Here is a 19014-nt window from a genome sequence, read left to right on the forward strand (position 1 = left end):
CTGGCCCGACGGCCAGCTTTACACAAGAGTCTCTACATGGCTGATTTCGATCCAAAGCGCATTCGAAGAACCATTCTGGACATGGCCTACTCGGGCAAGACGGTCCATATTGGTTGCGCGTTCTCCATCGTCGAATTGCTAGCGGTTCTTTATAGAACGCACCTTCGATTTCCGGATGACAATCCCCGGCACGAACACCGGGATTACATGGTGCTGAGCAAGGGGCATGGCGTCATGGCTCAGTACGCATGCCTTGGTGAAAAGGGCTGGCTGAGTGACGAAGCCCTGCACAATTATTTCAAGAACGGCAGTGCGCTGAAAGGCCTTGCCGATACGCACATCCCGGGCGTCGAAGTGACGTCGGGCTCACTGGGCCATGGGTTGTCGGTCGGCACCGGGCTTGCACTTGCTGCGAAGCTCTCGAAAACCGATCAGAAGTGCTTTGCAATTGTCGGCGACGGAGAAATCAATGAAGGCCCGATCTGGGAAGCTGCGTTGTTCGCCACCCACTTCAAGCTCGACAATCTGGTCGTCATCGTCGATGCCAATGGCTTTCAGGCAATGGGTACGACCGACGAGGTCATGGCACTCGGCAACATCGAATCGAAGTTTGCCGCGTTCGGGTTTGACGCAGTAACGATCGACGGCCACGACGAGGACAGCATCGACGAGACGGTGCGCAAGCTGTGCGACACCCAGAATGGCCGTCCGAAGGCATTGATTGCGCAGACAGTCAAAGGCAAGGGGGTGTCCTTCATGGAACATGACAACATCTGGCATTACACGCGCCTTAACGAGACGACGTATGCCGACGCCATCGCGGAACTGGGGGCTGCAGCATGAGAGACGCTTTTTCCAACGCACTTGTCGCCGCCGCAAAAGCTGATCCAAAGGTGCTCTTGCTGACCGGCGACCACGGTTACGCCCTGTTCGACGCGTTTCGAAAGGCCTGCCCCGACCAATACATCAACTGCGGCATCGCCGAGCAGAACATGGTGGGCGTTGCGGCCGGCTTGGCCAAGGCAGGATATCGACCCGTGGTGTACGGACTGGCGGCCTTCGTCCCGGTACGCGTTGTCGAACAGATAAAGATCGACATCTGCTATGAGCAGTTGCCCGTCATCCTGATCGGCGACGGCGCGGGCGTCGTGTATAGCCACCTGGGCGCCAGCCATCAGAGCTTCGAAGATATCAGTGTCCTGCGACCGATCCCTCATCTTTCCATCTACTCGCCTGCCGATCGGCACGAACTGACCGCGAGCATGGATGCAATGTTCGCTTCGAAATCGGCGTGCTACATGCGAATGGGCAAGGCCGACCTGGGCGACGTGCATGAGGGACCTGTCACAGCCGAATCCGCGATCATCAACGTCCGCGATGAAAAAGAAACAACCTTGATCATCGCAACGGGTTCAGGCGTGAATACCGCCTTGCAAATCGCTGACTCGCTGGGGGGCGCCGCGGTGTATTCAGTTCCTCGCATCAAGCCGTTCACCGCTGCCGATCTCGGTCCGGTCATTGGCGGGCGGAAACGGATCATCGTGATCGAGGAGCACTCGGTGCATGGTGGTCTGGCCAGCACCATTGCAGAATTGATCGTCGGAAAGTTTCAAGGACAGTTCCATGCCTACGGCGTGCGCGACCAATTCTCGGAAACCTGCGGCGATTACAGGCACCTGATGCAGGAACACGGGCTTTCCGCGCAGGCGATCATGCACGATCTGGAAGCTGCCTGATTCATGCGACTGTTGAATCTGCCGAGTTGAGACCTAGAAGACCGTGAACAATCCATGAAGGGGAACTTCTCGCTGATCATGCTGCGACTGGGCAGCATCGTTCTTCAGCTCGTCTACATCAAGATCTATACGAACTTTCTGACTGCTGAAGAGTTGGGACGCTTTTTCTATCTGATCGCCCTGTCGTATTCAGCCAATGCCCTGGTGTTCATACCGCTTGATTATTACCAGCAGGCGAAGTTGATTGCTTTCTACGATAAACCGGTACCAATCAAGGCGTTTCTGGGACTCAACGCCAAAGCCGCCTTGATTGCACTGATTTTCGTTACGGTCGTGGGCAGCATCTTCTGGCATTACAGCAAGATCGAGATGCACGAAATTCCGCAGGTGCTGCTGTACTCGGCCCTGTTGCACGTCTGTACGGCAAGCCGGAACCTGCTGAATAACCTGCACCGACGCCTGTTCGTGGTGGTTGCGCTCATTCTGGAAGCTTTATTGCGGGGCGGACTGTTTGCAGGTTCACAACTGTTCCGGCCCCCAACGGCGGAGACCCTTTTTCAAACTGCGATCATTGCCTATGCGATCGAAGCGCTGATCATCGGGTATTACTTCAAGAAAAACGTTCCGATATCGCAAGACTCGACTTACCGACTGAGCATGCGTGACGCAGCGATCGCGTCCTATCCCGTATCGTTTTCAGCCGTCTGCAACTGGATCCAGATACAAGCTTACCGCCTGGTCTATGTAGGACTCGGCTTCGCCTCGATCGCAGGTATCTATGCGACCGTGGCAAACGTCGGATCCGTCGGGATGAACGCCTTGGCCCAAATAGCTTCGCAGATCCTCACGCCAAGGCTCTATCGGTCACAAGGAACGTATCTGCTGAAATACCTGACCATCGCCGTCGGTCTGGTGTTCACTGCGATCGTTGGATATGCGGTTCTGGGCCAACTCGTTCTCAAGATCTTGACTCGCGAAACGCTGGCCGCATACTGGCCGATCCTGCTCTTTGGAGCATCCGTTGAAGGCTTGAACTTCCTGATTGGCATCATTACGACGTATTTGACGATCAATCAAAAGGCGACCCAGTTGGTTACTGCAAACCTTCTTGGCGTCGTTGCCGTTCTGGTTTCATTCTATGCCGTTTACCTATACGACCTGTCGAATGTTTATCTGATCGGTATTCCATTGCTGGTTTCCCAGCTCGTCGTATGCTTGCATCTGTTTTATCTGACTCAAATCAACAACCGATAGGCCATCAGTGCTCTGCCCTAACGTCACCTTTGTTGTTTTCACTTATAACGAACAACAACGCATTACTAGAGTCCTGCAGAACTTCGCGGGCATCGGCCCGATACTGGTGGTTGACAACGACAGTACGGACCAGACTGCAGACATCGCCCGCTCATTCGGCGCAACGGTGTTGCTGAACAAGAACCAAGGGTGGGTCGAAGACGAAGTAACCGCCGCACGCGTCAAGGAAGCGGTACAGACCGACTGGATCTATTGGGGGTTTGCAGACGAAATGATCGATCATGAAACCGCTGGTGCGATTGCTGCTGCTGTTGACTCGAACGACTACGACATCGTTAATATCACCCGGAAAAACTACTATTACGGCAAGTTTTGCCACGATGCTTTTGCCGATCGCATGAACCGGATTTTCCGTAAAGCCGCCATTGACTTCAATGGCAATGTGATTCACGGTTTCGGCAAGGTCACCGTCCCGGAATCCCGTATCAAGATGCTGGACGATCGTTATTTTGTGCACCACTTCATCTCGAACGTCGCAAAGTCCTACATTCTGACCATGGATCGTTATACCGACGTGCAGGCGTCACCGAGCCTTTATCGTTCGCCTCTGCGCCTCGTGCTGGCGTCCCTCAAAATGGCTCTGACGCAGTATGTCCTTCGCGGCGGCTACAAAGCGGGGCCCGCAGGCGCCTTTCTGACCGCCAATTGCGCTTTCTACGGTTGGATGCTTTCCATGAAGGCTTACGAGAAAGCCCATGGAGTGGACCGCCCTTCCATCGAGGCCAGCAACGACACGGTGCGCGACCACGTTCTCCAGAGCTTCAAAGCCAAATGAGTCTTTTCGCTAAACTGAAGAAGTTCGCTGCCCTGTCTTCATTCGAGAAGCGGTATATCTTGTCCGGCGTGATGGCACGCATCAAGTCAGCAACGGTGTACCGACGCGAATTCGGTGCCATAGGCAGCGGCACGTGGCTGAAACGTCCGCGGCAAGTCATGAGTCCGAAAAATATCTTCATCGGTTCCAATGTCAGGATCGAGAGTGACGCCATTCTTTATTCAGTTGGCGCTTACGGAAAAAGCGAACACAACGGACGCATTGTCATCGAGGACGGCGTCTATATGAACCATAGCTGCAACATTACTTGCGCGCAGGAGGTAACTGTTGGACGTGACGTCGCGTTCGGGCCTAACGTCTTTCTGTGCGATTTTGATCATGGTTATGACGATCCTTCCATTGGAATGATTCAGTCGCCATTGGTCAGCAAGGGTCCCATCCGTATCGGAGCCAGATCATGGATAGGTGCCAATGTGTACGTTGCCAGCGGAGTCCAACTGGGTGAGCATTGCACCGTCGCGGCCAATAGCGTCGTGACCAAAAGCTTCCCCGACAACTGTGTCATTGCAGGCGTTCCTGCAAAGCTGATCAAACGGTTTGACGCCGCCACCTCGTCGTGGGTCAAGGCCTCTGCCACCAACACCTGACGTGCCGCGAGTTTCTTGCGGCGCGAACACCGAACAAATACATCAAGGAAGGATCATCATGAACGTACTTATCACTGGCGGCGCAGGCTTCATCGGTTCAAACCTCGCATTGCACCTGATCTCCCTGGGTCACAGCATCACCGTGCTGGACAACCTATCGCCGCAGATTCATGGTGATAACGCCAAGGACAAATCGGAACTGTTCCTGACGATTCGGGACAAGGTACGATTCATTGAAGGTTCGGTCACCGATGAGCAGGCCTGGATCCAGGCGATGGATGGTCAACATGCGATCGTGCATCTGGCGGCCGAAACCGGCACTGGCCAGTCGATGTACGAAATCAAGAAATACGTTGATGTGAACATTGGCGGGACAGCCCTCATGCTGGACCTCCTTACCAACACCAAGCATTCCGTCTCACGCGTTGTGGTGGCATCGTCACGCTCCATCTACGGCGAAGGCAAATACCGGACCGCAGACGGATCGTTCGTCTATCCCGGTGCCCGAACCAACGACGCGCTGTCAAAAGGCATCTTCGAACACGTGGACTCCACGACGGGAGAACCGCTGACGCTTGTTGCCACCGACGAGGATGCCAAACTGCATCCGTCGTCCGTATACGGCATCACCAAGCTCAACCAGGAGCAGATGGTTCTTACCGTATGTTCGAGTCTCGGAATTGCGGGCACTGCACTTCGCTACCAGAACGTCTATGGCCCGGGCCAGTCACTGAGCAATCCCTACACCGGCATTCTTTCGATTTTCTCGACCCGCATCAAGAACGGAAACCCCATCAGCATCTTTGAAGATGGGCTGGAAAGCCGCGATTTCGTGTTCATCAGCGATGTGGTCAAAGCCACCACGCTGGCATTGCTTCGTGACGGCACCAGCACGGAGGTCTACGGCATCGGCTCTGGCATTGCCACGACCGTCAAGGAGGTCGCAGACCGTCTGATCGCCGCCTATGGCACGCCGGTACCCGTCACAACCACAGGCGCCTATCGCCTGGGTGACATTCGTCACAACTTTGCAGACCTGGAAAAAGCGCGCTCGCAGTTGGGCTTTGTGCCCGAAGTGTCGTTCGAGCAGGGAATCAGCGAATTCACGAAGTGGGTCAACAAGCAGGAAGTGCAGGTGGACAAGTACGAAGCCAGCATCGAAGAGATGAAGGCGAAGGGCCTGTTCAAGGGTTAACAGTCCGCGATCCTTGCGAGGGCTCCGTGGTCCAGACACCTGACGAGCCCTCACCCACCTGAATTGCTTTTGGCCCAGAGTCCAGCATGATCAAAATCGGTATCGTCACCGTACTATTCAATAGCAACGATGTCCTTGAAGGTTTCTTTCGCAGCCTGCAGAAACAGACTGGCATCGATATATCACTTTACGTGATCGATAACAGCGCCACGCCCGAAGGCAGCGAACTGTCCGAGAAGCTCGGAGCCGATTACGGCATCAAGACCACAGTCGTCTTCAACAACGCGAATCTGGGTGTGGCCAAGGGCAACAATCAAGGGATTGAGCTCGCACTGGCGGACAACGTCGACTATGTCGTGCTGTCGAACAACGACGTCGAATTCCATTCGCCAGACATGATCGCGGGGATGATCGCCGAAATGATCAAACGCGGCGCGAAAGCCAGCGTACCGAAGATGCTCTACTTCGGGACGCGCATTATCTGGTGCGCGGGTGGTCATATTTCCTCGCTGAAGGCGACTTCGCCTCATCAAGGAGATCTAGAAACAGATCGCGGCCAGTACGATACGGTCCAGGTAACCAACTACGCGCCGACCTGCTTCATGATCCTGGACCCGTCAGTTTTCGAGGTCGTCGGACTCATGGACGAGCAGTACTTTGTCTACTACGACGATACTGACTTCGTATGGCGCATGAACCACAGCGGATTTTCGGTACTTTATGTTCCGACATACGAGCTGTTTCACAAGGTCAGCTTCTCGACTGGCGGTAATGACAGCCTCTTCAGTCTGTATTACGCCACCCGGAACCGGCTGTTCTTTGCACGAAAGAACCTCCACGGGCTTACACGTTGGATTGCCATCGCTTACACGGTGGCGGCGATGTCAGTCAAAAGCATTCGATTCACACCAGATCGTCGCAAGCGGGTATTCAAGGCGATGCGGGATGGGTTGAACACGGCGATGATCGCCCAGCCGAAGCACTGACAGGCGAAAACCCCTGATCACGAATGTTCGTCGTCCGGGGTAGATCGGCCTAACAATCCTGGACCGGCAGACAAGACGCATCGCTGTGTTTTGCTGTCACGCAAAGACATCGTCGATCCACCCGTCCAAGCTGTAACGCTGAAGGATGGAGGGATCACCAGCCCGAAAGTCCGTATTGAAGAAATCGGCAGGTACCACCGGTTCATTCCGGTCGATCACCAGAATGTTATTGCTGTCGTAGAAATCGTAGTCTCGCACCTGCGCGTTCGTGGTGATCAGTTTTTTGTGTGCCGCGAGTACTTCCAGCGTTCGCATGGTCAAGCCTCGCTGCACCTTGCGCTCCACGTCGGCGATCGCAAATGCCTGCTGAAACAGTGCAGCATTCTCACTACCAGAGAGTGGAACAAACTTGAAATCAGCGATGCCCGAGTGCTTCAACCTCGGGTCCAGGACCTTTCGCCCCCAGAACACAAGTTTGCTGGCCAGGAAAAGATAGTAATAAACCCGGGTTCCCGGTGGCAGTGCCTCCCGCAGCTTGCGCAAGACAGGGAATCGGTCTGTATGGGCAGTGCCCACAAACAATACGTCTATCGCGGGCTTCGTCGATCCCGGGCTTGCAAGGTATGAATCAGCATAGAAAAGCGGCCTGAAGCGCACGCCCGGAGTCTGCTTCGCATCCACTGGATCGAAGGTCAGAACTTCGTCAAACAGAGAGAGCTTCGAGAACGCGCCCTTGGAGTTCTTGAAGCTATCCCAAAGATAGAATACCTTTTTCGCCGACGGGAAGCGCGCGAACATTTCCTTAGTCACTGCGATGCTCATGGATTCACCCTTGATAATCAGGATGTAATCGAATGAGTCGGCCGCCATGGATGCAAAAATGCTCCTGAAATGGCGGTCGGCGAACGGCTTCATCATCCCCGGGCTGATCCGGGTTGCGATTTTGGCAAAAGTGCTCAGGGAGGGCCGGTCGCCGACAAACGTGACGTCAGCGCCCCTGCTCCTCAGCTTGGTTGAGATCTGTGTCTCATAGCCAAAGAATTGCGGCATCACCAGAAGAATTTTTTTGTTTTGCAGATCTACCATGGTTCGAATCTGTGTGACCCTTGGTCGCAATGTTGGAAACAAGACAGCGGAAAGAAGCGACGCATTCGACTTGAAGCGATTGTCAGCGTAATCGGTCCAGCAATGTCTCCGCCACCTTTTGCGGGTGGTACGCCGCTCGAACCTTTTCAGCCAGATTTGCGTTGTCTGCATCCTGGCCCGGGTTTGACAGCAAAGCCGACATCGCTGCCGCCCACTCATTTGCGCTCAGTGGGTCAGCCACGTAGTGGGCATTGCCGAAGGTTATCTCGCGCAACGATGGGATATCGCTGAGCAAGGTAGGTACACCAAGCCCCATGGCCTCTATGGCAGGCATACCGAAGCCTTCATAGATGGACGGCAATGCAAACAGTGAAGCATTGCGATAATACTGGCCCAATTCGGCATCGGACACGAAACCCAACAGCTTTACACGATCTGCCGCCGATTCAGATAAAGACTGCCGCACAAATGCGATATTTTCCGGCGTTTGTTTACCCACCAGATAAAGATCGACGTCCGGATTCTGTTTGGACAATTGATCAAACGCCTGCAGCAATGTCCGGACATTCTTGTGCGGAAAATGATGGCATACGGTCAGCACATACGGGCGCGCGCTCGCAGTCGCGGCAACATTGCCACTTGCGGGCTGCTCGAACCTCTCGAAGTCAATCGCGTTGTAGATAACCGTGCATTTACGACCGCACCGATCGCCGAAATACTTGAAGATCTGCTGCCGCTCAAACTCCGATATCAGGAAAACAACTTCCGCCCACTCGAACATCTTCGGAAGGTAAAAGTCGAGCCACTGACGCCGGCGCTCCGAGTGATATTGGGGTAGGGGCTTGTACTGAATGTCGTGCAGGAGGACTGCAGTGGGCCGCCGGCGGCGTATCGCTGGCGGCACGAAATAATTTGGATATAGCACCCAGTCATCGTTTGAACGCAGGAATTCAAAGAGGGTTTCTTCGATGAATCGCATGCTTTTCGGACCGGGAAGTGCTGGAGTCGCCCTCTTCAACACACCAGGCGTAGTGTCCAGCCAGGCGCGGAACTCCGGCGCCAGCCTGTCGATGTCCGAGTATGCAACCGTCAGATTGGCGTCGGTGTGCGCAATGCCTTTGGCAAGGTTGTAGAGGGCCGACTCAGTGCCTCCGATTCTTTGGTGATGAATGGTCTGGAGGGGAATCGTTAAGTTCAAAGGCAAAGTCATTGCTTCAGTGTGTTGCATACGATCAATTGCATGATCCTGCATGGTCGGGTGCGCCGGTGGCCTGCACGCCGTGTTGGCGACGAGCGTCATCGCCTTACCCGGCAAGCAGGCTCATCAAAGTCAGCCCTTGCGCCCGAGAAAAGGATTCTCGATATATCTGAAGGAGAGATAGGCCAGCACAAGAACAATGGCGCAGATCGCCAGCGTAGAAAGGTAAGGCGCGCTGGCGAAGAGACCCAGACTTACCGCGACCTGGACCAGCGGGAAGTGATAGACATAGATTCCGTAAGACATATCGCCATGCTTTCCGAAATTGCCCAGATGCATCGCATGCAAAGCAAACCAGACGATGGCGGCACCCAACCCCAAAGGCCCGACCACGATCTGCACATATTCGAATGGAAGGTTGTAGGCGACGATGCCAAGCAACGCTACCCACGCCGGGATGTCCCGTTTTGCCTTAAACCAGAAATAGAACAATGCGCCTGACAGGAAGAAACACAATTGACCCGGAAGCTGCTTTCCAAAACGGCTATAAATTTCATCGCCGTGCACTTCGAACAGGTAGAGAAAAGTCAGCCGATATGCGATGGAAAGAAAATAGCCCAGCGCCAGAACCTTGAACGCGCCAAACTTCCTGCACGCCAGCATGATGAACGGCACCAGGGCGTAGAACATTATCTCGATCTTCAAGGTCCAAAGGGAGCCGTTCATGCCAATGTCGACATGGTCCTCAAAGACACCCGGCAAGCTCACCTGCTTGAAGTTAAGGAAGATCAGATTGTAGAAAAGGTACTTGTACGTCTCCGCCGCCGCAAAAAACTCCTGCAAGCTCAGTTTCGTGAATGCCACGCCGATCACGAACGTGAACAGGATCGCCACGAGATACGCGGGATATACACGACGCAGTCGCTTCAATGCATAACTGAACATCGAGCTCGATCGCTCACAGCTCATGCATATCAGGAACCCGCTGATGATGAAGAAGGCATTCACTGCAAACGCGCCCGAAATCAGGCTGAGCCCTCTCAGTTCTGGCGCTTCAGACAACATGCCGATGTGAAACAGCATGACCATGAACGCAAGGGTAAAACGCAGAACGTCAAAATTATTGGTCTTCATTTTCCGATCATTAGGCCTTGCGGCATCGTTTCTGTATTCGACGCTCAGGAGTCGCCTTGCCTAGCGCACGTTTTCGGCAATATGGCGCCTTAAGACAACGGCATTATCAGATATCAGCGTTTCGTAGCAGCTAAATTCGAAAGATATTTTCCAGGCATAATAACAAACCGTTTTCGCTGGACCAAAAATATTGATATGAACACCGCCGGTATAAAATAAAGGCTCAGCGCGTAAAACGCTGAAATCGGAATGAGTGCATAACTAAGCACTACGGTGACCACTGCCAGCACGAAAGTATCGTTCGTGCCGTTTATCAGTGATTTTGCTATGCGCATGAAGCACCCCAGCAGAAATCCCGATAGCGCAGGCACCATCACGACGCCTATCCAGCCGAAGCTCACATAGCCCCAAAGCGAGATTGGTAGCCGAAGGCCGCCTGAAACAATCTCTGTAACGTCAGCGCCGTCGTTAAGCTGGTTCAGCGTCCACACGGATGGATTCCATTCATAGGAGAATGGCACAAGACCTCCAATGAATGTTCTTCCATACGTCCACGGCGACCCATGTGAAATGAACGCCTCCAGCAGGTTCAATTGATCTACCATGTCCGGAGCCCCTGCGGCTACCATATCAGCGAAGCTCTGGCCACCTTCACTGGTCGAGAAAAGCTGGAGGCCAGTCAGCACCGAAAGCATGTAATTAAATATACTGCCTGCCAGATTAAGACCAATCACGAATACAAAATAGATTAAAAACCAACGAAGTTTACGAGCCGCCAAGACCCCGCCGGCCAAGATCAACCAGTTCGCGGCCGCGCCTTTTGCAAGCGACACCATAATCAGTAAGCCCAGCAATACGCTGGCAAAAAGGAACCATCGCTTCTTAGTTACGAATGAGTAAACTGCGGCGATTGGCATCACAAAGATCGCGATCATTAAGCCTGATCGAAAGAACCAAGCGGCACGCAGATAGCTATCTCGGTACTCACCTTTGAACTGCTTGGCCGATAGCGGGTCAGCCGCGAACATAGGTACAAAACCCATAATCACGTACCCTAGGACCAATAAACCAATAGCTAGAACCAGTAGTATCTTCAGCTGCTTTGCAGCATTACGTTCAAAGTTTCGGGTTTGCAGAATCGCGATTTTTCGCTTAATCCAGCCTTTGCGAACTGAATAGAATCTAGACGCTTGAAGTCCAAGGAGGTATGCGATCGCACCAACAAACGAGGTCCAGACGTAAATGTCCAGCGATTCTTGAGAAAACCCAGCGTAATAATTTGTGAACAGTCCGGGAATTAAGTAGCCAATTACAATAAATCCCGCGGAGACATGCGTGACAATATTCGTCCGGCTGAACCAAATTGTGTAGGCTCCCACAATCTGTATGGAAAGGCCAATAACAAGGATAATGCTATAGAAGAGCATGACGTGCCTGAGGACGTTACTGCGCACCGCTAGGTGAACTACCAAAACTCACTATGCGAGATTGGTTCACAGGGATCAAATAGAATCGACAAACGGGAGTTAACGTTTAATCCAGCCCATAGGAACCTTCCAATACTTTCAAAGGGTATTACATCAGCGAAGGTATTGATCGCCAGCTTCCACTTTCGGGCAAACGGGCTATTCAGCTTGACAGGCCAGCAAACGTTTCAGATTGAACATTCTCGGAAAGCACGGCTCAACTGCACTGACACTGATATGAAGCAGGCATCACTCAACCGCTTGTTAACGACCAAGTGCGCGTCTGAATGTGGTACGCAATTTTCCCAGCTTTTCCGCTGCGACTGGATCACGTCCACCGGCCCACAAAATCTGTCTAACAAAAACAAATATCAGCAGTAGAAAACCGGCGATAAATGTTGCAGCTACGGCAATAGTGGCGCGCTTAGGCTTTGACTTCAATTCAGGTGGATTTGCGACGTCGACCACCTGGATGGACGCGCCCTCGCGGCTTTCGTCGATCTTCGCTGTTTCGAACTGGCGGGCGAACAAGTCGAACAAGGTCTCCTGGTACTTGAACTCACGGTACTTGGCGATGTAATCATTGCCCCCGACATTCCCTGCGGGCTGCTCACGCTCGGCCTTGGATAGCTGATTCCGAAGCGCCGACAACTCGGCTTGCGCCTGACGAAATTCCGGGGCCGTCTCGGTCAGATAGCTGCGCATTGCCGCGAGCCTGACCTCTTGCGCAGTCACCTGCGCGCGCAGGCGGGCCGGGCCTTCCAGCGCGGTGGACGGGTTCGCGTTCAATGCCGATGGGCTCACGCCGCTGGCGGCAAGGGCCTGTTCGGCGCGGATCAGGTTTTCTTTGGTGGACGCGAGCTGCTTCTCGAAGAACACGCGTCGCTGCTGGGCTTCCGTAATGGCAAGCCTGTTCAACAGCTCACCCAGCTCGGCCACGTACGTGTTAGCCACATTCGCTGCAAACTTCGGATCATGATCATCGAATTCGACGGTGATCAGGCCATCCTTGCCTGCATTGATGCGCGTGTTGCCATCAAGCGTCTTGCGGGTGGACTGCCGGTATTCCTGCTCATAGCGTTCCATCAATGCAAACTTGTCGATCAGGGCATCCTGCACCGTGTTGGTTCGCAGAAAGGCAACGTATTGGTCGGACGGATTCTTGATGCCCGCCGCAGCGCCTGCGAGGCCCCCCAGGCCGCCCAATGACTGCAGCATTCCAAGCGCCGCGCTCTGTTGCTGTTGCGGAGGAAGGAACTTTGCAGTCGCAGTGAACGTGGGAGTGATCGCGAAGCTGATGGCCAACGCGATTACGCCGACCAAAAGGGGTCCCAGGATCAGCAGACGCAGGTTTTCCGCGATGACCTGCATGACGTCTATCAGGCTCAACTCGTCGTCGTTGGCAAGATAATCGCCAGGAACGCTGCCTGCGGGCTTGTTGATGGTGCTTTCGGTCATTACTTTACAAGTCCCTGATCACGCTAAGCGCCGCGACGCCAAGTCCGAGCTGCGAGAAGATCTGCGTCCAGTCTTTGAGCTGTCTTGCGACAAAGTTGCCTGTGGTCTCGCGATCCAGCTTTTCAGGAACGACGATGGTGTCGCCGGGCATCAGTGCCACCGACTCGACGCCACTGCTGAAGAATCCAGTGCTGGAGGCAAGGATGCTGCCGTCAGCACGGACCACGAACATCTGCTTCAGATCCGCTTCGGGCCGCACGCCCGCGGACTTGATGACCTCACCCACGGTACGGCCGTTCTTGTAGATGAAGACGTTTTCGTTGTTGATGGCTCCCACGGCCGAGACAAAGCTCGGCACGGTTGGCACCATGACGCGGTCCCCGTCTTCCAGCGGCAGGTCAGGTAACGAAGCAATGCTCATCGACGGATTGCCCGCGCTCATTTCCAATGCGATACGGCCATTGCTGCGCAGCTTGCGAAGCGCTTCAAGCTGCGAGCGCGCCAGCGCCTGCTGCTGCTGAGCCACGGCCGCCTGCGCGGCGGCATCAGCTGTATTCCGGTTCGCCATGATGTACAGGATCTGGCTTTGCTGTTGCGATTCCAGACGGCGGATCAACAAGTCCAGGTTTTGCTGCTGCTTCTGGCGAACCGATTCCCGATCGATTTCGATTCCATACACATATGCCTGGGGCGTCGTTCCGCCGACACGCTGGATCAGCTGACCCATGGTTTCGCCGGGCAGCACCTCGTAGATGCCTGGCGCGCTGACCTCACCTTCCACGCGAACCAGCCGGGTGCGTTTCTCGGCGGGAAGCCTGAGATCGTTCTGGCTGAGAATCGTGACCACGTCACCCGGCTGCAGCACCAGGTTCTGGCTTTCGTCGCCCTGGAGCACAGCACGGCCCAGATTGAACGGAATCAACTGCGTGCGCAGCTTGTCACGGTCAAGCCGTTCGACCACGGCGTAGTCCCAATTGATTTCATCGACCATGCTCCGCACCCGGCGGTCCACCTGATTACCGGCCTTGGTGGCGTCGGAGCCAAGCGCTTCAGCGTTCTGAACCAGCAGATTCTTGCGAACGTAATAGTCGGCGGTGATGAGGGCGTCGCGTTCGGGAATCAGATCTCGAACCTTCATACCCTTGAACCAGCGATAACGCAGCGGCGCTGCCACGTTGCCCTGCAGCGTGACGGCATTTGCGAATGCCGGGCTGATACCCAGCAACGTCACGATGTCGCCATCGCGAAGCGGCGTCGCCAGGCCAGCGTTATCCAACGCAAGATCCTGCACTTGCCTTGGCGGATTCTGTTGGGGCGCGACCCGCTCGATCAACGCTTTGTGGGAAGTTGCCAAAGTAGGAACGCCGCCCCCCAGCGCAAGTATGTCACCCAGCGAGTTGCCAACACTTTGCCCAGGCTTCAGCTCATAGATGGCCGCGTTATCCAACGCGCCTGCAATGGCTACCCGTGGCCCGACGGGTGGAATGACGATGACGTCGCCCGAGGCGAGCGGTACATCGCGCCCTTTCTCACCCCGACCGATGAAGTCATACAGGTCGAAAGTGGTGACCACCTTGCCGCCGCGCTTCAACTCGATGTTGCGCATGCTGCCATTGGCGTTCGGCCCGCCACTTGCGAATAGCGCGTTGACAAGCGTGCCGAGACTCGACAGGTTATACGTGCCAGGCTGCTGAGCCTGCCCAACGACATACACCTGGATGGAGCGCAATTTGCCGAGGCTCGCATTCAGGTTGAAGTTCGTAAAGGTCTTGCCAATGCTTTGCCGGAGGACTGCTTCCACGTCTGCGACGCGCGTTCCAGCCAGGTTCACAACGCCCACGCGCGGGATGCTTGCCTGCCCGTTGCGGTCGATCGTGACGCTGCCCTTGTAATCGACGCCGCCCCAGACCTGGACCTGCAGCTCATCGCCCGGACCAAGAACGTAATCGTCGCGCGCGGGCGCGCCGCCGTCTGGCGAGTAAGTCACCTGAGGCAGGTCAAACAGATCCTGTCCATAAACGGGCAGGAGGCGGCCGGTCGACTGCTGTACAAACTGCTGAAACTGGCTGATCTGCCGCTGGCGGGCCGGTGCATTCCCGTCTTTTTTCCCGCGCCGGGATGCGTCCGGGCCTTGCTCGCCGTTCATGTCGAGATCTTGCGGCCCACGCGAATCACGCAACGTGTTGGGGCCGGAGTCCAGCGAGTTGTTTCCCGCGCCCATGGGGGAAGTGCCAACTCCCATTCCGGGGACGTTATTGGCCCCGGTGGACGTTCCCGTACCGATCCCGCTGTTCGTCGCGCTTGTTGCCCGGGCTCCGTTCATCCCTGAACCGGTGACCGAACTGGGAGAAACGTAGGTGCCCCCGCCGGAAGTCGGCGCAGTGCTGCCCAAGCCATTCAACGAAAACTGCGCGAAGGCAGACGTACTGACCAGTGCAGCAAGTACGGCTGCAACTGTGCCGCGAAGCGGGCGGTGAAGGTAGGTGTAGGTCATTATCTGCAGAAGAATGCGTCCCATCACCGTAGGATTGGACACAACGGTGACGGGAGAATTGTGGATTCGGACGAACGACGCAATTTGATCGGGTTGTTGCTCTGACAGCGATGCTCACCAACCGACACGCCCGGATGACTAACCCTCGTCCTGTCGGAGCAAGGCGTAAGGAGCAGTGCCGGGAACACGTGAAGGCTGTAATCTGACCGAGCATCAGACACTCGCAAAAGCGGCTGTCTTCGCGCGATGGGGAGTTTATCAGAGGGCTGGCGGAATTCATTATCACAATCCGCTAGTGCCGGTGAAGCCGTCCTTTGCGGGGATTGCTGCACCATCCGAGCACGCCTCAAGCTTGACAACGCAGCTACGCCTGATTCCGACTCATTTTCCTTGTACCAGTCGGTTCGCCGCGTTCCGCACGCGGACAAGTTTTTCGCGTAATTCCGGTCAATCAATTGTCTTCCGCCCGTTTGTTGTAGATTCCCGGCTTTTAATTTGTGTCCTATTGTTTAAGCTGCACGTGAAACCCCACAGCCTCTTACAAATTCACTGAGTAGCGGCCACAAGCCAAGCCGTTCATCGCAAAATCACGCATCCCCAAAAAGAGCGCTTTCATGAATCCTGTCCGTAAAGCCGTATTTCCCGTCGCCGGCCTTGGCACCCGTTTCCTGCCCGCCACCAAGGCAATTCCAAAGGAAATGCTGCCCGTCGTCGACAAGCCACTGATCCAGTACGCAGTTGAAGAAGCCATTGCAGCAGGTATCACCGACCTGATCTTTGTGACCGGTCGGAGCAAGCGCGCAATCGAAGACCACTTCGATACGATGCCCGACCTGGAAGCCGAACTGACCGCCAAGGGCAAGCATGAGCTGCTCGAGATCGTGCGCGGCATCCTTCCCGCCAACATTAATTGCATCTTTATTCGCCAACCCGCTCCGCTTGGGCTGGGTCATGCCGTCCTGTGCGCTGAACCTGCGGTTGGCAACGAGCCTTTCGCTGTGCTGCTGCCGGATGACCTGCTCGATGCCGACGTGTCTGTCACCAAGCAACTGGTCGATGTGGCTCGCGCAAACAACGGTAGCGTGCTGGCGGTTCAGGACGTCGAACGCAAGGACACGTCCAAGTACGGCATCGTGGACACCCACGAAGCGGCTGGCGCCACGGCAGAAGTGTTCGGCATGGTCGAAAAGCCCAAGCCCGAGGAAGCACCTTCCACTCTGGCAGTCGTTGGCCGCTATGTGCTGGAAGGCGAGATTTTCGACCACCTGCGCAAGATCGGCAAAGGCGCCGGCGGCGAGATCCAGCTGACGGACGGCATTGCCGCCCTGATGAATGCCCAACGCAAAGTATTTGCTCACCGCTACGAAGGCAAGCGCTACGACTGCGGCAACAAGGCGGGTCTGTTCGAAGCAACAGTTGCGCTCGGCCGCAAGTACCACGGCTTCGAGTGAGGGCTCGGGCGGGCGCTTCCTTTACACTGCAGCTTGTCTAGACCTGCGCTGTCCAAGTGAAAACTGCCCGCCGCTACCTCGCCACTGAGATCTACCGCTCGTCCGCCGTCGTGCTCATTGCACTGGTGGGCCTGTTCACGTTTTTTGCGCTTGTGGACGACCTGGATAAGGTCGGCCGCGGCGACTTCAAGATCTACCACCTGCTCTTTCTTGAGCTGCTGGCCCTTCCCACCCGCCTGTACGACATTCTGCCGATCGGCTTGTTGATCGGTTCGATCCTTGCGCTTGCTGGGCTGGCTCAGCGGCATGAGTTGGTGATCTTGCGAGTGTCTGGCATCAGCGGGATGCGGATGCTGGTGATGCTGTGGATCGTGACGATCCCGGTGGTCATTTTTGCGCTGATCCTGGCTGAATTCCTGACGCCGGCCGCCGAGCTTAAATTGAGCGAAGCAACCTTGTCGCTGACCGGCAGCGCCGGCAAGAATGCCGGGGTATTGCGCAGCGGCTACTGGTTCAAGGAAACCACGCCCGAGGGTGACCGGATCATCAACGTGGGCGCGCTGCAGTCCGGCGGTGGGGCACTGACGATCACGCTGTATGACTTCAATGCTGAAAGACAACTGACGTCGACGGTCACCGCTGTGAGTGGCGCTTTTGGTACAGGCGAGCTTTCGTTGAAGGATGTGACGGTCAACACTATCAGCCCAGAGACTGAGTCCGCGTTGGCCAAAGGTTCGCGTGCAACGACGCCGCCGGTGGTGGTTACCAAGGAAGCGACGCGCTCCGTCCCAACGTCTCTGACGCCAGAATTGCTGTTTGCCCGGGTCCTAACACCTGAGCGAATGTCTTTCATCGACCTCTTTGACTACATCGGATACCTGAGCGCAAATCACCTTGTGGCGGAGCGCCAGATCGTAGCTGTGTGGCGTAAGCTGATTTACCCCTTCACGTTGTTGGTGATGGTGACGATCGCGGCGCCGTTGGGCTTCATGCAAACGCGCCGCGGCGGCGTGGGCGCAAAGGTGTTCCTGGGAATTTTGCTGGGCGTCGGGTTTTTCATGCTGAATCAGCTGTCATTGAACGTCGGCATGCTGAACAAGTGGCCGGCGTGGTTGACGGCAGTGGGGCCGAATGCGTTGGCCCTGGTGCTGGCGATGACGGCAGTGCTGATCGTTGAGTACGGCAGCACGATTTCGCGGCGATGGAAGGCGCTGCGGGGGTCGCGGGCATGAGCATCTGGGCGATCGGTGATCTGCAGGGCTGCTGCGACTCGCTGGACGCCTTGCTGGCGCGGCCCGAGATCGCCAATGATCCGCAAGCTCGTTTCTGGTTTGCAGGTGACTTGGTGAATCGGGGTCCGGCCTCGCTCAAGACGCTGCGTACGGTCATGGCGCTGGGCAACCGGGCAGTCAGTATCCTGGGCAATCACGACCTGCATCTGCTGGGCGTGGCGGCCGGGATCCGAAAGCCCGGAAAGTCGGATACGACGCAGGAAATCCTGGATGCGCCGGATGCGGACCAGTTGTTGGCGTGGATACGGTCGCGGCCATTGGCGCACTTTGAACGCGGGCACCTGATGGTGCACGCGGGCGTGTTGCCGGCGTGGACGGCGGCCCAGACGCTTGGGTTGGCGTCCGAGGTCGAATCCGCGTTGCGCGGACCGAAGTGGCGGGACTTTTTGACTCGGATGTACGGCAATGCGCCGGCGGCCTGGTCGGATAGCCTGCAAGGCCCGGATCGTTTGCGGGTGATCGTGAATGCGTTGACGCGCATGCGCTATTGCACGCTGGACGGCACGATGGACTTTGACGCCAAGGACGCGGCGGGCGATGCGCCTGCCGGCCATGTGCCATGGTTTGACGTGCCGGGCCGCGCAACGGCGTCGGTCACTGTCGTGTTCGGCCATTGGTCGACTCTGGGCCTGGTACGCCAGCCTGGAGTCCTGGGCCTGGACACCGGCTGCGTGTGGGGGGGACAACTGACGGCGGTGCGGCTGGATGACCGGCAGCTCGTCCAGGTTCAATGTCCGCAGTATCGAGTTCCTGGTTGATTCGAAGGTCTGAGACCTTTTCTT

Annotated in this window: 16 protein-coding genes; 10 read left to right on the top strand and 6 right to left on the bottom strand. The window is 55.9% G+C overall.

All coding sequences use genetic code 11. The features are described from left to right. The first annotated feature begins 36 nt into the window (after window positions 1-36). The 7 genes from HD883_RS13115 (at window position 37) to HD883_RS13145 (ending at window position 6653) form a co-directional block, all read left to right on the top strand. Window positions 37-843 carry a transketolase gene (locus HD883_RS13115; protein ID WP_179584760.1) on the top strand — a complete coding sequence of 269 codons (807 nt, stop codon included), beginning with the start codon at window positions 37-39 and terminating at the stop codon, window positions 841-843. Then, window positions 840-1736, top strand: a complete 897-nt coding sequence (locus HD883_RS13120; RefSeq protein ID WP_179584758.1) for a transketolase family protein — start codon at window positions 840-842, stop codon at window positions 1734-1736. Before HD883_RS13115 ends, HD883_RS13120 begins: the two co-directional genes overlap by 4 nt. 54 nt (window positions 1737-1790) lie before the next feature. Beyond that, window positions 1791-2990 carry a hypothetical protein gene (locus HD883_RS13125; protein WP_179584756.1) on the top strand — a complete coding sequence of 400 codons (1200 nt, stop codon included), beginning with the start codon at window positions 1791-1793 and terminating at the stop codon, window positions 2988-2990. A gap of 7 nt (window positions 2991-2997) precedes the next feature. Beyond that, window positions 2998-3825, top strand: coding sequence for a glycosyltransferase (locus HD883_RS13130; protein ID WP_179584754.1), 828 nt, complete (start codon window positions 2998-3000; stop codon window positions 3823-3825). Further along, window positions 3822-4472, top strand: coding sequence for an acyltransferase (locus HD883_RS13135; protein WP_179584752.1), 651 nt, complete (start codon window positions 3822-3824; stop codon window positions 4470-4472). The genes HD883_RS13130 and HD883_RS13135 overlap by 4 nt, the downstream gene beginning before the upstream one ends. A 58-nt stretch (window positions 4473-4530) precedes the next feature. After that, on the top strand, window positions 4531-5667 hold the full coding sequence (locus tag HD883_RS13140) for an NAD-dependent epimerase/dehydratase family protein (RefSeq protein ID WP_179584750.1): 1137 nt from the start codon (window positions 4531-4533) through the stop codon (window positions 5665-5667). 86 nt (window positions 5668-5753) lie between these two features. Then, complete coding sequence (locus tag HD883_RS13145) at window positions 5754-6653, top strand: glycosyltransferase family 2 protein (RefSeq protein WP_179584748.1); 900 nt, start codon at window positions 5754-5756, stop codon at window positions 6651-6653. 96 nt (window positions 6654-6749) lie between these two features. Here the strand turns inward: HD883_RS13145 and HD883_RS13150 are convergent, their stop codons facing one another. The 6 genes from HD883_RS13150 to HD883_RS13175 all read right to left on the bottom strand — a co-directional run bounded on the left by HD883_RS13150 (window position 6750) and on the right by HD883_RS13175 (window position 15489). Then, a complete protein-coding gene (locus HD883_RS13150; RefSeq protein ID WP_179584746.1) occupies window positions 6750-7739 on the bottom strand; it encodes a hypothetical protein in 990 nt (329 codons plus the stop codon). Between the two features lie 82 nt (window positions 7740-7821). Then, the gene (locus HD883_RS13155; protein WP_179584744.1) at window positions 7822-9039 is read right to left on the bottom strand and encodes a glycosyltransferase family 4 protein; all 1218 of its coding nucleotides are present in this window, start codon (window positions 9037-9039) and stop codon (window positions 7822-7824) included. A gap of 30 nt (window positions 9040-9069) precedes the next feature. Continuing rightward, complete coding sequence (locus HD883_RS13160; RefSeq protein ID WP_179584742.1) at window positions 9070-10071, bottom strand: acyltransferase family protein; 1002 nt, start codon at window positions 10069-10071, stop codon at window positions 9070-9072. 113 nt (window positions 10072-10184) lie between these two features. Then, a complete protein-coding gene (locus tag HD883_RS13165; protein WP_179584740.1) occupies window positions 10185-11498 on the bottom strand; it encodes a hypothetical protein in 1314 nt (437 codons plus the stop codon). A gap of 303 nt (window positions 11499-11801) precedes the next feature. Continuing rightward, window positions 11802-12995, bottom strand: coding sequence for a Wzz/FepE/Etk N-terminal domain-containing protein (locus tag HD883_RS13170; RefSeq protein ID WP_179584738.1), 1194 nt, complete (start codon window positions 12993-12995; stop codon window positions 11802-11804). Between the two features lie 4 nt (window positions 12996-12999). Beyond that, on the bottom strand, window positions 13000-15489 hold the full coding sequence (locus HD883_RS13175) for a polysaccharide biosynthesis/export family protein (protein ID WP_257022166.1): 2490 nt from the start codon (window positions 15487-15489) through the stop codon (window positions 13000-13002). A 614-nt stretch (window positions 15490-16103) separates the two neighbouring features. On the opposite strand from HD883_RS13175, the gene galU reads away from it, so the two are divergent. From galU to HD883_RS13190, 3 genes are read left to right on the top strand one after another with little or no spacing between them, the layout of a single operon-like run. After that, a complete protein-coding gene (gene galU, locus HD883_RS13180; protein ID WP_179584736.1) occupies window positions 16104-16940 on the top strand; it encodes a UTP--glucose-1-phosphate uridylyltransferase GalU in 837 nt (278 codons plus the stop codon). Between the two features lie 56 nt (window positions 16941-16996). Beyond that, the gene (gene lptG, locus HD883_RS13185; RefSeq protein ID WP_179584734.1) at window positions 16997-18172 is read left to right on the top strand and encodes an LPS export ABC transporter permease LptG; all 1176 of its coding nucleotides are present in this window, start codon (window positions 16997-16999) and stop codon (window positions 18170-18172) included. Beyond that, a complete protein-coding gene (locus HD883_RS13190; RefSeq protein ID WP_179584732.1) occupies window positions 18169-18990 on the top strand; it encodes a symmetrical bis(5'-nucleosyl)-tetraphosphatase in 822 nt (273 codons plus the stop codon). Before lptG ends, HD883_RS13190 begins: the two co-directional genes overlap by 4 nt. The last annotated feature ends 24 nt before the right edge of the window (window positions 18991-19014 follow it).

Source organism: Pigmentiphaga litoralis, from assembly GCF_013408655.1.
Classification (GTDB): Bacteria; Pseudomonadota; Gammaproteobacteria; order Burkholderiales; family Burkholderiaceae_B; genus Pigmentiphaga; species Pigmentiphaga litoralis_A.

Bases quoted from the DNA above. Each gene is read 5' to 3' on its own strand.
- HD883_RS13115 (WP_179584760.1), top strand. From the start codon at position 37: ATGGCTGATTTCGATCCAAAGCGCATTCGAAGAACCATTCTGGACATG.
- HD883_RS13120 (WP_179584758.1), top strand. From the start codon at position 840: ATGAGAGACGCTTTTTCCAACGCACTTGTCGCCGCCGCAAAAGCTGAT.
- HD883_RS13125 (WP_179584756.1), top strand. From the start codon at position 1,791: ATGAAGGGGAACTTCTCGCTGATCATGCTGCGACTGGGCAGCATCGTT.
- HD883_RS13135 (WP_179584752.1), top strand. From the start codon at position 3,822: ATGAGTCTTTTCGCTAAACTGAAGAAGTTCGCTGCCCTGTCTTCATTC.
- HD883_RS13140 (WP_179584750.1), top strand. From the start codon at position 4,531: ATGAACGTACTTATCACTGGCGGCGCAGGCTTCATCGGTTCAAACCTC.
- HD883_RS13145 (WP_179584748.1), top strand. From the start codon at position 5,754: ATGATCAAAATCGGTATCGTCACCGTACTATTCAATAGCAACGATGTC.
- HD883_RS13150 (WP_179584746.1), bottom strand. From the start codon at position 7,739: ATGGTAGATCTGCAAAACAAAAAAATTCTTCTGGTGATGCCGCAATTC.
- HD883_RS13155 (WP_179584744.1), bottom strand. From the start codon at position 9,039: ATGACGCTCGTCGCCAACACGGCGTGCAGGCCACCGGCGCACCCGACC.
- HD883_RS13160 (WP_179584742.1), bottom strand. From the start codon at position 10,071: ATGAAGACCAATAATTTTGACGTTCTGCGTTTTACCCTTGCGTTCATG.
- HD883_RS13165 (WP_179584740.1), bottom strand. From the start codon at position 11,498: ATGCTCTTCTATAGCATTATCCTTGTTATTGGCCTTTCCATACAGATT.
- HD883_RS13170 (WP_179584738.1), bottom strand. From the start codon at position 12,995: ATGACCGAAAGCACCATCAACAAGCCCGCAGGCAGCGTTCCTGGCGAT.
- HD883_RS13175 (WP_257022166.1), bottom strand. From the start codon at position 15,489: ATGACCTACACCTACCTTCACCGCCCGCTTCGCGGCACAGTTGCAGCC.
- galU (WP_179584736.1), top strand. From the start codon at position 16,104: ATGAATCCTGTCCGTAAAGCCGTATTTCCCGTCGCCGGCCTTGGCACC.
- HD883_RS13190 (WP_179584732.1), top strand. From the start codon at position 18,169: ATGAGCATCTGGGCGATCGGTGATCTGCAGGGCTGCTGCGACTCGCTG.